Annotated in this window: 11 protein-coding genes; 2 read left to right on the top strand and 9 right to left on the bottom strand. The window is 46.7% G+C overall.

The genetic code is table 11. The annotated features are described in order from the left end of the window. Position 1: 1 nt before the first annotated feature. Both dptG and dptH read left to right on the top strand, forming a co-directional pair. A complete protein-coding gene (gene dptG / locus EVJ20_RS00455) occupies positions 2–1,393 on the top strand; it encodes a DNA phosphorothioation-dependent restriction protein DptG (protein ID WP_070327758.1) in 1,392 nt (463 codons plus the stop codon). Continuing rightward, positions 1,374–6,551, top strand: coding sequence for a DNA phosphorothioation-dependent restriction protein DptH (dptH, locus tag EVJ20_RS00450; protein WP_161568079.1), 5,178 nt, complete (start codon positions 1,374–1,376; stop codon positions 6,549–6,551). Before dptG ends, dptH begins: the two co-directional genes overlap by 20 nt. 37 nt (positions 6,552–6,588) lie before the next feature. Here the strand turns inward: dptH and EVJ20_RS00445 are convergent, their stop codons facing one another. The 9 genes from EVJ20_RS00445 to zapA all read right to left on the bottom strand — a co-directional run bounded on the left by EVJ20_RS00445 (position 6,589) and on the right by zapA (position 14,379). Next, entirely contained in the window at positions 6,589–6,912 is a 324-nt protein-coding gene (locus tag EVJ20_RS00445; protein ID WP_070327760.1) for a nucleoside triphosphate pyrophosphohydrolase, read from the bottom strand. A 9-nt stretch (positions 6,913–6,921) separates the two neighbouring features. Next, positions 6,922–7,125: a hypothetical protein gene (locus EVJ20_RS00440; protein WP_071399311.1), complete on the bottom strand. Its 204-nt coding sequence runs from the start codon at positions 7,123–7,125 to the stop codon at positions 6,922–6,924. A 171-nt stretch (positions 7,126–7,296) separates the two neighbouring features. After that, positions 7,297–7,764: a hypothetical protein gene (locus EVJ20_RS00435; RefSeq protein ID WP_071399310.1), complete on the bottom strand. Its 468-nt coding sequence runs from the start codon at positions 7,762–7,764 to the stop codon at positions 7,297–7,299. Positions 7,765–7,995: 231 nt separating this feature from the next. Beyond that, the gene (locus tag EVJ20_RS00430; RefSeq protein WP_131506791.1) at positions 7,996–8,808 is read right to left on the bottom strand and encodes a bacteriochlorophyll 4-vinyl reductase; all 813 of its coding nucleotides are present in this window, start codon (positions 8,806–8,808) and stop codon (positions 7,996–7,998) included. A 246-nt stretch (positions 8,809–9,054) separates the two neighbouring features. After that, a complete protein-coding gene (locus tag EVJ20_RS00425; protein WP_131506789.1) occupies positions 9,055–9,471 on the bottom strand; it encodes a DUF350 domain-containing protein in 417 nt (138 codons plus the stop codon). A gap of 7 nt (positions 9,472–9,478) precedes the next feature. Continuing rightward, the gene (locus EVJ20_RS00420) at positions 9,479–11,833 is read right to left on the bottom strand and encodes an endonuclease MutS2 (RefSeq protein WP_131506787.1); all 2,355 of its coding nucleotides are present in this window, start codon (positions 11,831–11,833) and stop codon (positions 9,479–9,481) included. After that, on the bottom strand, positions 11,834–13,543 hold the full coding sequence (polX, locus tag EVJ20_RS00415) for a DNA polymerase/3'-5' exonuclease PolX (RefSeq protein WP_071399307.1): 1,710 nt from the start codon (positions 13,541–13,543) through the stop codon (positions 11,834–11,836). A gap of 69 nt (positions 13,544–13,612) precedes the next feature. Next, the gene (locus tag EVJ20_RS00410; protein WP_071399306.1) at positions 13,613–14,149 is read right to left on the bottom strand and encodes a CvpA family protein; all 537 of its coding nucleotides are present in this window, start codon (positions 14,147–14,149) and stop codon (positions 13,613–13,615) included. An 8-nt stretch (positions 14,150–14,157) separates the two neighbouring features. Further along, positions 14,158–14,379, bottom strand: a complete 222-nt coding sequence (zapA, locus tag EVJ20_RS00405; RefSeq protein WP_016508139.1) for a cell division protein ZapA — start codon at positions 14,377–14,379, stop codon at positions 14,158–14,160. Between the last annotated feature and the right edge of the window lie 195 nt (positions 14,380–14,574).

The raw sequence follows: 14,574 nt of genomic DNA, 5'->3' as shown, positions 1-14,574 counted from the left end.
TATGACTAACGTTCAACATTTAAATGACTATTCACTAGACTGGTCACGACTTGAATCATTCTTAGTTCAGAATAAAGGTTATCGATATGCTCGACGTAAAGATACGTATGTTTTACCTTTACCTACTCGTGAACCTGAGCGCTCAAAGTTTGAAAACGGGTTTTGGCCAATAACCGGAGGACTTGCAAGACTACTCTCCAATGAGCCTATTATTCCTGAAGAAAACAGCACGGACATGAATCAGATTATGTCTATCGGCAAGTTCGACTCACCTGAAACAAATGAATGGTTCAAACATTTTTTACAGAGTCAGCAACGCAAAGTTGAGGAAACAGATGTTTCAAGGCTTTCACAATTACCACTTTTGACGTTAAGTGAGAAAAAAGAAAGAAACGGACAGATTGATTTTATTAACTACGTATATGGGACCCTCATTGAAGGAAACGAAGATGAACTTTCACCACTCTTCTCTGATGACGACAACAATGATTTATTGACTCAAATTTTCCGTAGTACCCAGTTTTCAAAGGAAAGTTCGTTCACAAGTCCATACTCTTGTCTGTTTCCGAATATACAGGAACAGTTCAAACAAGATTTGATTCACCTATCTAAAAATCCAAAATTCTTTTTAGATAACTTAAATCACTTGTTAGTACACTATACATTTATCATGATTTCTCAAACAGTTCTTCAAACGAATCGCTTCACTAAATTTGATCATGAACAAATGATACCGCTCTTCTTTTTGATGGAGTGGGAAAAAGGGGCACGTTGGAGAACCAGTTACACGAATGGGTACAAATTGTTAAAAGAACAGGCAAAAGACTTTTATAAACATGAACATGCATTAAATATCGTTTGTCAGACACCTGCTTTTCAAACGAAAAAAAATCTATATTATCATCACCTCAATGAAATATTGGTGTCAAACGGCGAGGAAGCTTTAAATACTTATGTTCAATCACTTTATGATTGGATGAACAATTTTTATACGAAATACAAGGCAATCGAAACACCAAAATACACTTCCGCAAAAACGTTGGACGAGGCATTCAGAGACTTGGCTGAATCCGTCTCGGTTGGATTGAATAAAGAGCTAAAATCTCGATATCCGGCAGCTCTTGAGGCCTTTGTTTTGAAGTTTTATAAGAAGCATGGCGGATCATTAGGTTCATTACTCGCCATCAATCAGGAACAACTTTTGGCATTAGTAGCTTGCTCAATCAAACAAGAAAAGATTGAATTGAACAAACTTTGGCACGAACTTGAAGCAAGAGGATTATTCTTCGATCACCATTCAAAAGAAGAAATTGTCGGGTTACTGGACAAATTGAATTACCTTGAAAAGAAAAGCGATAGTGGGGATGCACAGTATGTCAAATCAATTTTATAAGTTCATCACGCAACAATTGCTCAATTTCTTCGATAACGAAATTAAGCAAAAAAGAACGGATCGTTACTACGTCTATCTTCCGTCGAAACAAGATGTCAAAGAGATGTATGACGCGTTATCAGCATTAAACGTCGCAAACATATTTACGTACAAACACCCATTCGGGAACGAGGACTACGTCACGACTTCGTTAAACTTCTCATCTGGAAAATTAGTCGTGGCAAGCTCTTTCGATACAGATATTGATTTCCTTGTCACGTTAAGAAATGAGATGAGTGAACAGATTGGTCAATGGGCGAATACTTCTCTCTTAGTCTTGACTGATAATTTAAATGACTCCATTCGTGGAGGTAGTATCGACTTAACTTCTGAAGGACGTCCATTGCATATCAGTAAAATCATTCAACATTTAGATAACCAATTGGCCAGCAGTCAATTATCAAAACCTGAACAGATGATTGTTTCAGACTATTTAAAGCGTCACAATCATCAAAAACAAATTACGAATGGCTCATTCTTAGATTTCATTGATATTTTAGGCCTTCTTCATAAAGACGCTTTAGCGATGGAAGATTATACATCGTTACAATATTTTCAAGATGGAGAGCTATCTTCACTCATCCGAGAACGAGATGAACAAAAATACGGTTCTTCTACTTGGAAAAAAGTTAATAAACAAATCGAAAATCGTTTATCAGAGAACCATGAACTGTTCGAAGATGTCGAGCGATATTTCACATTAGGTAACTCGCGCGAAAAATTAGAAGAACGATTTGATAATGGGGCCTCTAAATTAAAAGAAGATACGTGGCAACAAACGGATTATGATGTCTTGAAAAAGTGGGAGGAAAAAGCAAAATCGAATCGAGACATTCAATTTGTTTCGGAAAAAATGACAGCTAAAGTGAGCGGCTCATTAGTTTCAGGGCATTATTTTTGGAGACGGCCGCAATCTGAAACAAAATCCGGTCAGCGTACTTGGCATATTATCCTCTTTGCTCCAGAACATGCTAATGATATTCAGATTCATCTCCCATTTGACCGCTATACATCAAAACAATTTTTAGACAACAAGAGTGCGAAGAATACGACAAGTTCAGGTTATTCACTCATCACTTCAGTGGAAGTCGATTCAAATCAAGTCACTTTTTCAAAAGTCCGGTATAAACATGAAGGTCAGTCATCTACCACGTATTTATTCAATATCGCTGTAGTACCATTGACACCTGAATTTTTAACACCGTATCAAACAAGATACTTGGTTGATACAACATCTAAAAGTCAGCAAGCTATCCGCTTGATTCTAGATGGTCACAATGTGATAGAACTTGGCGATGGTACGGGGGATAGCCTTGAAGTCACCATTGACTCCCCTGAGGCGTTAGAGGTTGATCAACATGATGTAATCAATCTCCCGCTTAATGTTTTAGACGAAGGAGAGTCACGCATTCGATTCTCGATCATGTTAAATGACGTCGAAATTCCTCTTTCTATTAAAGATGATATGTTAAAAACCACGCCCTTAGACGGACTTAGCATTTGGACGAGAAAACGAAAAGACGAAACATCATTTTTGATTGATTCAGACTTTAAAACAATCCATAACGGTCAACGTACCTATTCAACGCGTTCCGTTGACAGAAACTATTTCAAAATGGAGCAGGAGTGGTTGGATAATCACGTACGGTATGGAAAACAATTATCTGATGATTCTTTTGAAAACATCCATCTAGATATTCCTACTTCTGTTGAGCAAAGTTATAACGGATTTTTAAATACGGTCAAAAACAAAGGCACAATTCCTTCATTGTTGTACTATGATGCCGAGGTACAAGCTGCGGCTTATACATTTGTGAACGAGTATTTGACTGAAATTGAGAACATCCCTTCTCAGGCACTGATGACCATTCAACAACGAAACTTATATCGTTTAGGACAAATCGAGACAATCGACGGCTTGTTATTGACGCCATTTTCTCCTCTGAACATCGCATACCAATGGCAAGTGAACGAAGCTTTAGGGTCTGAAGACATTGATTCGAACATCTTAAAGAAATTGAAAGCAAGCTACACCGTGCCATATGCATTTAATATGCATGAAATGCTTCTTAAACCGACAGATCAATCTCCTTTGCCAGAGTGGCATGAATACACATTGCGAGAACGTGTAAGTGTAGGTGAAACCAATTCTTATTTAGCAAAAGTGGTCGAAGATAAAATGAATCACTTCACTGAACATTATGATTATTTATTCTCGATTCAGAACTCCGCTCCACTCTGTGTGAATGTCATCAACGTAACAAACGACGACGAAATTTTAAAAGGAATTATTTCATGGTTCAAACAACAAATTTCTTCTAAAGGGACCCTGGATGCGGTCAAGTCATTAGAAGTATCATTGTACATTCCAGACGCTTCTGGTTTGAGTGCGTTTGATAAATTGAACGATATCGAAACGGGCGAACAATTCAAAGACGAATTCGGGATTGATTTGTCTATTCATGAATTTGAGCCAGACGAAGTATTGCATCTACTCCAGCAGTCTATCCTGTATCGCAAGTTAAATTTTGATGCCCCTGTACATTATGCCCATATCTCATTCTATAAGATGGGGAACGAATCTCGGGTCGTTAGTCAACCAATGAGTGAGTTGGCCAGCAGCATGAATTTAGACGGGCTGTTTACTACCGTTTCTTCAGTCCAAAGCAATGAAACCGGGTACCGTGTTGGCTTTGGTACTGCAGGAGCTGACGTTACTCGAAGTCTCATGACACGATTCGGCTATCATTACAATGAACTGACAGCAAACATGAAAGATGGCGGACATAGTTCATACATGAAAAATGTTTCGTTGACGATGCATATTGATGTAGCTGATAAAGGTGCGCTTGAAAAAATCTACGGTTCTTCTCATTGGGTAACCTTCATCGATCCGCCGGTCGGGCTTGATTTCTTCAAGTCGTCTTCCGACAATTTGATTATCATTCATTATAGTGATCAGTACTCGTCTACGAACGGATATGACGCAATCACTGTTACTGACAAATCGGATCAATATTTCAATGTCATCCAAGAATTCATCAGTTCTCAAGGCGTCACCTCTACTCAAAATCAAATCGAGGAAACAATTCGAGCCTTCAATACGTTTAATGGTGAATGGTTACTTCGTGCTGTTCAAGGGAGAGGGTACGACAAGCGCGAGAAGATGAGCATTGTTTCAGCGATTAAAGAAACGCTGTTACTGTTCAATGAAGACAATACAATCTGGGTGCCAATCTCTATGGAAGAAGTTGTTCGAGTAACCGGTAATGTGAAATTGAGTAAGCGAGCTGGATTATTTTCAGGTAAGACTATCGGACGGAGAGGCAACTGTAGCGATGATTTATTGATGATTGGTCTTGAAATCAATCAATCAGGTTTGAAAGTGCACTTCTTCCCGGTCGAAGTTAAAATCGGATTGAACGATAACTCGGTCATCACAAAAGGTATCTCACAAATCTCAGAGCTGAAGGCTCGCTTAAACGATCATTTGCTCGACTTAATGACGTTTGATGCGAAATTCCTACGCAACTATTTTGCGAGACTCTTTATCAACAACGCACAAAAAATGCAGGAAAATGATATCTGGCCAAGCAAAGACTATCGGTTAGATGCTTCATTGATTGACCGATTGATGAACGATGATTTTGAAATTGTCGACGAGAAACGTGCGAAATTCGGAAATGGCGTTCTCGTTTCATTCAAGAAGTCTTCGGACTCTGTTCGCCATTCGAGAAACCAAGGGGTCGTTATTCTCGAATTACCTGAACAATATGGATATGAAGTGTTAACAGAATCATTAGACTCGCTTAATGCAAAACAAAAAGAAAAAGGCAGTACGTCTACTATCAAAAATGAAGCGACCTCTTCTCATACGCCTAGACTTCGAATCGCGAAAGAAGTTAGTGACGAAACAGATAGAGCAAAAGTCGCTGTGAAAGTTTCAACAGATAACGGCAAAAAAACAACAGAACCTCAACCAGTGATTCCATCAATCAATCCTGTCACACCTACAGGAAATAGTTTTAATGCTATCAGATTGTTATTAGGTAGCGAGTTTAATAAAAACTACTATTGGGAGTATGGACATTCGCGCTTGTCAAACAGACATCTGTTGATTGGTGGTCGATCCGGTCAAGGAAAAACGTACTTCGTCCAGTCCCTACTCTTGCAATTGGTTGAACAGAATCAATCCGCTTTGGTCATCGACTACTCAAACAGTTATACTTTAGGGCAACTCGATGAAACATTTATAAATCGTATGGGGTCAAAACTGACGGAACGCATCGTATACCACGAGTCATTCCCATTGAACCCATTCAAGAGACGGGAAAAAGAAATTAGCGGACGGAAAGAACCTGAAAAGATTACTTCCGTCGCCACAAGAGTGGCAGCCGTATTCGCATCCGTCTACAGAGGTTTAGGAGATCAACAAAAAAACGCCATTTATATGGCGACGAAAAACGGGATTGAGAAGTATGGGGAAGAAATGCGAATGGAATTGCTCATCGAAGAGTTAGAAAGTCTCGAGACTTCCTCAAAATCTACAGTCCAATCTGTAATCAGCCGCCTCACCCAAATGGTCGATATGGATCCATTTGATTATGAATCGGACAACGATTGGAGTAAGATTTTTGACAACAACAACGGAGTGACGGTCATCCAACTTGAGGGATATGACCAAGATGAAATCAAAAAGTTACTAGCAGAGTTTATTCTTTGGGATTTATGGTATTATTCTTTATCTGGTTCAGAAAGCCGACCGATGCCGGTCATCTTGGATGAAGCGCAGAACCTATCTTTCCGTAAAGGTTCTCCTTCTGAGAAAATCTTAAGAGAAGGTCGGAAGTTCGGTTGGTCGGCTTGGTTCGCCACACAATCGTTCAGCAACTTCGATAAAGAAGAACTTGCGATTTTGGATAATGCCGCTACAAAGATTTACTTTGCACCAGCTGACAGCGAATTAAAAGTGATTGCTAATCGTATTGGCGCAGTCTCACTTGAAGACCTAAGAGGCCTAAAGAAAGCACATTGCTTGGCGGTAGGACAATATAAAATAAATGCCGAGGAATTAAGCAACCAAGAGCATCATCATCTTAAAGTCCCGCCAATGAATTAAAAAATCACGCATCCTTTTTCGGATGCGTGATTTTTTGTCACTCCAGAACTTCCTCCAAATATAACCCCTTCTCAAATCCACCCTTCCGCTCCCGCTTCTCTGCACGAATCGCATTCATCTCTTCAAACGAAGCCCCATGCATTTTACCGAGCTCATAAGCGAGCTCAAGAATATCCGCTAGCTCTTCAAGACATTCCTCATCGATATTCGTCTCTTCATACTCTTTCAGTTCTTCATATAGCTTCAGGCGTGCCTGTTCAAAGTGTTCGGCTTGATTCAACTGTTTGACGATGACTCGTTTTCCGTCCGCACGGATCAGTTCAGGTACACGGTCTCGGACCAACTTATTATGTTTCACCATAGCTGCCTCCTACTCCACAATCTCAAACGCCTTCACATACACGACATGATCGAGGAAAATAATCCATTCGTCCTCGAACTGGACAAAGCCATCCGACGCATGCCGGAACGACTGATAAATGGCTTCAAGTGCCGCATAGCGACTATCTGCCTCGACCGTATACGTCAAAATCTCCTCGTTGATTAAATGAAACTCGATCTCGAACTGTTTCATCATCTCCACTCCTTTCTCACTCGTTTCCGTACTTTCTCTTAACACTTTTCCCCATTCTGCTCGATTCTCCTTCACTACGTCCAATAATACTCTGTCTTGTAAGAGATGGATTCTTTACGAGTTTATTCTTACAGGTATCTTTATACAGAGTCTTTATGGAACGGAATCTCTTCACTTCGGCTCATACCGGAAATCGGAGACTTTTGCGCTTGCTCTCGAGTAAAGAGTTTCCATCGAGAAGCGACTTGGACTGTTCGTGCCTCCACCGTATAACTCCTCGATGGTTTGATTGATATACGTGTTTTCCGCTTCTAAATATTCAACAACGAGGTCTTTGAACTCATCGGCCGAGGGGTCTTCATGCTGTAGTCTTTCAAGTTCGGCCAAATACTTGTCAGTGTCTGCTTTCATCCCCTGCAATTCTTTAACCGCTCCGGATATTGCGACGATATCTGTTGGCATACTCGATAACATGAGCATCTTGGTTTGATGGTCGCGTGCTGACGAAATGATTGAAGAGGCATCGAAATGAATGACGGGTCTGTCGTCAATCGTTTCAACCGTGCCCATTCCTCCGCAACCGGTTAAAGCCATCGTTGCTCCTGCAAACAGAGAGACGGATAAAAGTAACTTTTTCATCATCGATTCTCCTTCGCATCTATTTAGATTTTCTTAGGAAATTTCATCTATGGTTTCCACCACACCCCCCTGTATTCCCGACTTTCCCCAAGTCGCGGACGATCGGATCGTCGTATGCCAAGACGTGAAACTCTTGTTCAAACGTATTAAAATCCGGTCACGCCCCTCGCACCACGTCAACAGCATCGTCGCATCATTTCGACTGGTAACTATGCTGTTCGTCCCCTACGCTCAGACACTCTCCCTTAACATTTCAAAATCCTCATCCATAATATCCGGATTTTCTTGTTTCATCTCTTTGAAACTGGCTACAAGTTCTTCATCAGAGAGATCGATACTTTCTTCAAGTGCAGTGAACAGTCTGTTCCCCATCTGCCTCATCGATGAATACGTGATCCAACCCGAAAGCACACCTCCTGCGATTGGAATCACTTTAGACACACTTTGAGCAAACGATCTTCTCGTCATCTTCACCCCGATGTAGCTTCCCATTTTCTTAAGAATCGGATAATAAATCGTCCGCATCATGGCTCGATTCGGAATTTTCTTCAATGCTTGATTCGAGAATTGCGAAGACAGTACTTTAATGGTGGCCGTCGCTCCCCCGACACCGAACATCACACCGAGAAACAAAATCAATTCTCCGTTCACCCGATCAACATCCAACCGGTTCTCATCCCAAAAATCTTCATACCCGTATAAATAACCGATTTCTTGAGCCAATCGGATTGCCACGCCAAAAAATTGGGCGGTATCAGCCGGAATAGTGGCCGCCATCGCGACGCCACCTGGTAATCCTGCGGCAAACGACGCTGATGTACTTTTCATAGTCCGATTCCGAACGGTCTTCTTCGCGATTCGTCTGATTAATTTTTTAGGGACGTTCGCTTGAACAGGGCCTTTCTCAAGAAGGGCTGCTAATTGATTCGGGGTCACGTGCTTGCTAAAACTTGTGGCTAAGAACTCCGTTCGGTCTACTTTCACACCTGGTAATTTAACTCCATTCACCACTAACAGTTCAAAAAATTTTGCACCATTGTCCATTTATCCACACCTCTTCGCCTTAGATATATGCTTTGTCTTAAGCTCTCGCTCCTATACTCTTTCCTGCAAGTCCGTTTGAGGAAACATTTATCACCAGCTCCATGCTGCTGACACAAATAAAAAAGGAACGCCTCGGGAGCGTCCCAGTTTTATGTTCAATAAAAGACAAACCACAACACCGCTGCCACTAAAAACAGTCCGGCCCCGATAAAGAGGATTTTTGCCAATCGTTCGTATACCATGTCTTCACCTCACCAACGCTGCGCCGACGACGAGCGAGACTCCGATCGAGAGCATGAACGCGAGCAATCCGACCGCGATGTTGCCTTTCCCGATCTCCTCGTTCACTTTGAGCGACGGCGTCAAAAATTCAAACAACCAATACGTGACGAGCAGTAAGAAGAAGCCGAAGCTCCCTCCGACCAACACGTCAATCATCCGCTCGTGATGGCTCTCGACGACACGGAAGATGTTGGCCAGGCCGACGACCTTGCCCCCGGTCGCGAGCGCGACGGCGATATTCCCTTTTTGAACCTCGCGCCAGTTGCTGTACGGCGTCGTCATCTCGAAGATGGCGAGCCCGACGACGATCATCAGACCGGCGATCGAGTACAATCCGAGCGACTCGAGCATCACGCCAAACGTTACGTTCCCCATCATCATGCGTCCCTCACTTCAATTCGACGACCGTGACCCCGAGTCCACCTTCGCCCATACCACCCGGGCGTTGACTCTTCACGTGACGATGTCCTTTCAAATACTCTTGCGTCGCTTGTCGCATCGCGCCCGTACCGAGCCCGTGGATGATGCGGACGTTGTCGTATCCGGACACGAGCGCCTCGTCGATATATTTGTCTAGGCGCGAGAGTCCCTCTTCGACCCGGACGCCGCGAAGATCGAGCTCCGACTTCGTCGAGCTCTGGCGCTTCAGCGAGCTACCTTTCGACTGGAGCGCTTGTTCTTTCGAGGGTCCGACTTTTTGAAGGTCGTCCGCTTTGACGTTCACTTTCATGATCCCGACTTGGACGTTGTACTCGTTGTCGTTGATCTGGTTCACGATATACCCTTTTTGGTTGAACGTCGTCACTTTCACTTCTTCGCCTTTACTGAACGTACGTTTTTGTTGCGCTTTTTGTTTCACTTTTTGGATCTTTTTATCTTGGAGCGTCGGTTTCGCCGATTCGAGCTGTTTCTTCGCGGCGATGATCTCGTGCTCTTTGACGATGCCTTGCTCACGCAGCTTCTTCAACCGGTCGATGACTTCGTTCGCTTCCCGCTTCGCCTTCTCGACGGCCTTCTCGGCACGTGCCTCGGCCTCGCCGTACATCGTGTCGCGTTCAGTCTCGAATTCACTCATCTTCGCCTCGAACGCCGCTTGCTCTTGTTCGAAGTCGTGGCGTTTGATGATCAGTTCTTGCTCAAGCTGCTCGGCGCGTTGTTTCGCCGACTCGAGCTCGTTGATCATCGATTCGACCGACTCGGCGTCGGTGCCGACGTGGCTCCGCGCCTTATCGATCACTTGTTCGGACAGACCGAGGCGTCGGCTGATCTCGAACGCGTTCGAGCGTCCCGGCACACCGATCAACAAACGATACGTCGGGCTGAGCGACTCGATATCGAACTCCATCGAGGCATTGACGACACCTTCTCGGTTATAGGCGTACGCTTTCAACTCGGAATAGTGGGTCGTCGCCGCGACGCGGGCCCCGCGCCGCTTCACTTCATCGAGAATCGCGATGGCGAGCGCGGCCCCTTCTTGCGGGTCGGTCCCGGCACCGAGCTCATCGAATAGGACGAGCGACATGAAGTCGACCTTGTCGAGCATGCTGACGATGTTCGTCATGTGCGAGCTGAACGTCGACAAGCTCTGCTCGATCGACTGCTCGTCACCGATGTCGGCGTAGACGGCGTCGAACACCGAGAGCTCTGTACCGAACTCGGCCGGGACATAGAGCCCTGACTGGACCATCAGTTGCAGTAACCCGATCGTCTTGAGCGTGACCGTCTTACCACCCGTGTTAGGTCCGGTGATGACGAGCGACGTGAAGTCTTCCCCGAGCTCGACCGTGATCGGGACGACCTCATCTTGCGGGATGAATGGATGACGCGCCTGCTTCAGTTTGATCTCGCGGGCGTCGTTCAACTTCGGCTCCGTCGCTTTCAGTTGATGTCCGTACGCGACTTTCGCGAACACGAAGTCGAGTTCGGCCAAGACGTCGAGGTTCGTCACGACGGAATCGGCTACGCCGCCGACGAGATTTGACAGTTCGGTCAAGATGCGGTCGATCTCCGAGCGTTCTTTCAAGCGGACTTCTTGGATTTCATTGTTGATCGAGACGATTGCTTGCGGCTCGATGAAGAGCGTCTGCCCTGACGCCGACTGGTCGTGGACGATCCCGCCGAACGCTTGGCGATACTCTTGCTTGACCGGGACGACGAAGCGGTCGTTCCGGATCGTGACGATCGCGTCTGAGAGCATCTTGGCGTTGTTGCGGAGGATGTTGTCGATCCGCGAGCGGACACTGCCCTCAAAGCTGCGGAGTTGCGTCCGCAGACCGCGCAGTTGCGAGCTCGCCGAATCTTGGACCGTACCTTGGTCATCGATCGCGTGACGGATCGATTGCTCGACCTCGATCAGCTTCGTCAAGCGCTCGGCATATTCGTCGAGGCGCGGGATTTGGATGTCTTCGTTGTCCTCGTGCAACTTCTCAAAGAAGTTTTTCACTTGGCGGCCGCTGTACATGACGGCGGCGACGGCGAGCAGTTCGCTCGTCGAGAGCACCGAGCCGATGGCGGCCCGTTTCACTTCGGCGCGGACGTCTGAGAGACCGCCGAGCGGCAAACGGTCCCGGAGCCGGACGACCTCGGTCGCCTCGCGCGTGACGTTCAAGTTGGCGAGTACCCGGTCGTACGAGTAGTCAGGCTGCATGTTTTGCGCCCGGTTTTTCCCGAGCGAGCTGGCCGCATGCACGGCGAGCTGTTGACGTAACTTTTCATATTCTAATACGCGTAACGCGTGATCCATCTAGCATGTTCCTTTCTGTCGCTTCGCGTCGAAGAACGCCTTGGCGTCCTCGAACGTGAGGCAGTTAATAATGTCTGACGGTTCGAGATAGGCTTTTCTTGCGTGCAAGACGCCGAGTGCCATATCTTCCATCATATCAGGGTGGTGCGTGTCGGTGTTGACCATCAGTTTGACACCGGCCGCCTTCGCTTTTTTCAGCGTCGAGGCGGTCAAATCGAGACGGTTCGGGTTGGCGTTCAGTTCGAGCGCCGTCCCTGTCTCTTTCGCGAGGGCGATCAAGCGCTCCTCGTCGATCGGGTAGCCGTCACGACGTCCGATCAAGCGCCCGGTCGGATGGGCGATGACGTTGACGTAAGGCGAACGGCAGGCGTTCTCGAGCCGCGCCATGATCTCGTCGACACCTTGGTCCATCTTTGAATGGATCGAGGCGACGACGTAGTCTAGCGTCGCTAAAAACTCAGGCTCGTAGTCGAGCGTCCCGTCTGGGCGGATGTCCATCTCGACACCGCGCAAGACGTGCATATCGTATTTTTTCGCCGCGGCAAGGATCTCTTCCCCTTGCGCTTCTAATCGTTCCTCGGTCAAACCGTTGACGAACGACATGTACTTGCCATGATCGGTGATGGCGATCCACTCGTAACCTCGCGCTTTCATCGCGGCGACGAGCTCATCGACCGTCAACTTCCCGTCCGACCAGACCGTGTGCATATGCGCGTCGGCCTTGATATCGTCGAGCGTGACGAGCTTCGAGATGTCGTACTCGAACTCAAGATTCCCTGCCCGTAGCTCCGGCGGGATGAACGGGAGGCCGTAGCGTTCGAACAGCTCTGCTTCCGTCTCCGGCTGCCATAGGCCGTCCGCGGTCTCGACCCCGTACTCGGAGATCGACTCACCCTTAGCTTTCGCGAGTTGGCGCATGCGGACGTTATGGTCTTTTGAGCCGGTGAAGTGGTGGAGCGTCGCGGCAAAAGCACCGGGCTCGACCATCCGGAAGTCGACCGACACCATCTCCTCGCGCTCTAAGACGAGCGACACTTTCGTCTCACCGGCTGCGATGACTTCATTGACGAACGGGAGCGCGAGCAGTTTGTCGCGCAAAGCGACAGGCTCCTCGGTCGCGATGATGAAGTCCAAGTCTTTGCACGTCTCCTCGGCCCGGCGGAAACTGCCTCCGACCGAATGCCGGAGGACGAGCGCCTCGCCTTCTAACACTTTGTTGATCTCGTCGACGACCGGGCGCATCATCGCGTACGACAGGCGTTCCGGACGGGATTCCAAGTTCCGTGCTGCTGCGAGCAACTTCTCGACGCTCTTCGTGCCGAAGCGCGGCAATTCTGACGCCGTGCCGTCTTCCAATACACGGATGAGCGACTCGAGGTCGACGACGCCGACTTCTCTTAACTGGGCCAGTTTCTTGCCACCGAGACCTTGAATTTTGAGCAGCTTCATTAAGCCGAACGGAATCTCTTCTTGGAGCGACTCGAGCACCTCGCTCCGTCCCGTCTGGCGCCATTCCTCGAGTACAGCTGCCGTCCCTTTACCGATACCTGAGATCGTCGTCAAATCATCGATGTCGTCGAGTTCGAGCTCGGTGTTCTCGAGCGCCGTCGCCGCTTTCCGAAACGCGTTGATTTTAAACGGGTTCTCACCCTTGATCTCCATATATTGCGCGATTTTCTCTAACAGCATCATCGCCTCAACTTTATTCATCGTATTTCCCCCTTTTTCATACAGAAAAGACCGAGACACAAGCGCTTGCTTGCATTCCGGCCTGTCGTGTCACAGCATCTTATTCGAGAACCAGTCAGATAGGTATGGCGTGTCCTGGATGATGAACGTCGCGAGCGACGAGTTGTCGACCGCAGTTTGGACGCCCGCCATCGGGACGAACGCGATCACCCAAAGGATGAAGAACGTGATGACGTATGACTCGAAGAATCCGAGCACGGCACCGATGATGCCTTTCAATTGGCGCAAGATCGGCAAGTCCGTCAAGAAGTCGAGCATCGACAAGATGAGATGCAAGACGAGCTTCGTGATCAGGAACAAGATGACGAACCAAAAAACGTTATAGAATGTCATCTCGATGCCTGACAGTGAGTTCAAGTCGAGCACACCGCCCGGTAACGTCCCGTCAAGTTGCGACGGGTATGGGATCCAAAGCTTGAACGCTTCGGCGAGATCCCGGTAATAGGCGTTGGCGACAAAGAAACTGATGATGAGCGCGACCCAATGGCCGAGCTGGAGGATCGCACCACGGCGGAAGCCGTTAATGATCCCGATAAACAAGAAAAACAGTATAAGTAGAGTAACCATGGATTGATTTATTCTCCCGTATTTCGTTTAGTTTTGACGTGATCGCTCGCAATTTGGATCGCGGCGAGGACCGCTGCCTGACGAGCGTCTAGCTGAGGGGACTGTTCACGAATCTCGCGGATCTTACTATCGACGAGAAAGCCCACTTCCCTCACATGATCGGCTGACTCCTCGCTAACAATTGTATAGTCTTGCCCCGCAATGTGAATCGTTGTTCGTTGTACCTGCACGTGTCACCCCTCCTTTACGTCTGTTCCAAATTAATCATAACATCGTTTGTATATTAGGAAAAGGAGAAGACCCCTTCCTTTTTATCACTAACATTTTGTGATACCCTGTTCAGAAGTTGTCAAACGTCAATCTTCAGTAAAATTCGAAGATAGGCTGGCAACACGCAGGGAAATGTGCGAAAATAGCAACAATTC

The sequence above is a fragment of the Exiguobacterium sp. SH0S1 genome, assembly GCF_004337165.1.
Lineage (GTDB): Bacteria > Bacillota > Bacilli > Exiguobacteriales > Exiguobacteriaceae > Exiguobacterium > Exiguobacterium aurantiacum_A.
This window is presented reverse-complemented; position numbering and strand designations above follow the sequence as displayed.

Excerpts from the sequence above, each read along its gene's own strand:
- dptG (WP_070327758.1), top strand. The coding sequence starts at position 2 with ATGACTAACGTTCAACATTTAAATGACTATTCACTAGACTGGTCACGA.
- dptH (WP_161568079.1), top strand. The coding sequence starts at position 1,374 with ATGTCAAATCAATTTTATAAGTTCATCACGCAACAATTGCTCAATTTC.
- EVJ20_RS00445 (WP_070327760.1), bottom strand. The coding sequence starts at position 6,912 with ATGGTGAAACATAATAAGTTGGTCCGAGACCGTGTACCTGAACTGATC.
- EVJ20_RS00440 (WP_071399311.1), bottom strand. The coding sequence starts at position 7,125 with ATGAAACAGTTCGAGATCGAGTTTCATTTAATCAACGAGGAGATTTTG.
- EVJ20_RS00435 (WP_071399310.1), bottom strand. The coding sequence starts at position 7,764 with ATGAAAAAGTTACTTTTATCCGTCTCTCTGTTTGCAGGAGCAACGATG.
- EVJ20_RS00430 (WP_131506791.1), bottom strand. The coding sequence starts at position 8,808 with ATGGACAATGGTGCAAAATTTTTTGAACTGTTAGTGGTGAATGGAGTT.
- EVJ20_RS00425 (WP_131506789.1), bottom strand. The coding sequence starts at position 9,471 with ATGATGATGGGGAACGTAACGTTTGGCGTGATGCTCGAGTCGCTCGGA.
- EVJ20_RS00420 (WP_131506787.1), bottom strand. The coding sequence starts at position 11,833 with ATGGATCACGCGTTACGCGTATTAGAATATGAAAAGTTACGTCAACAG.
- polX (WP_071399307.1), bottom strand. The coding sequence starts at position 13,543 with ATGAATAAAGTTGAGGCGATGATGCTGTTAGAGAAAATCGCGCAATAT.
- EVJ20_RS00410 (WP_071399306.1), bottom strand. The coding sequence starts at position 14,149 with ATGGTTACTCTACTTATACTGTTTTTCTTGTTTATCGGGATCATTAAC.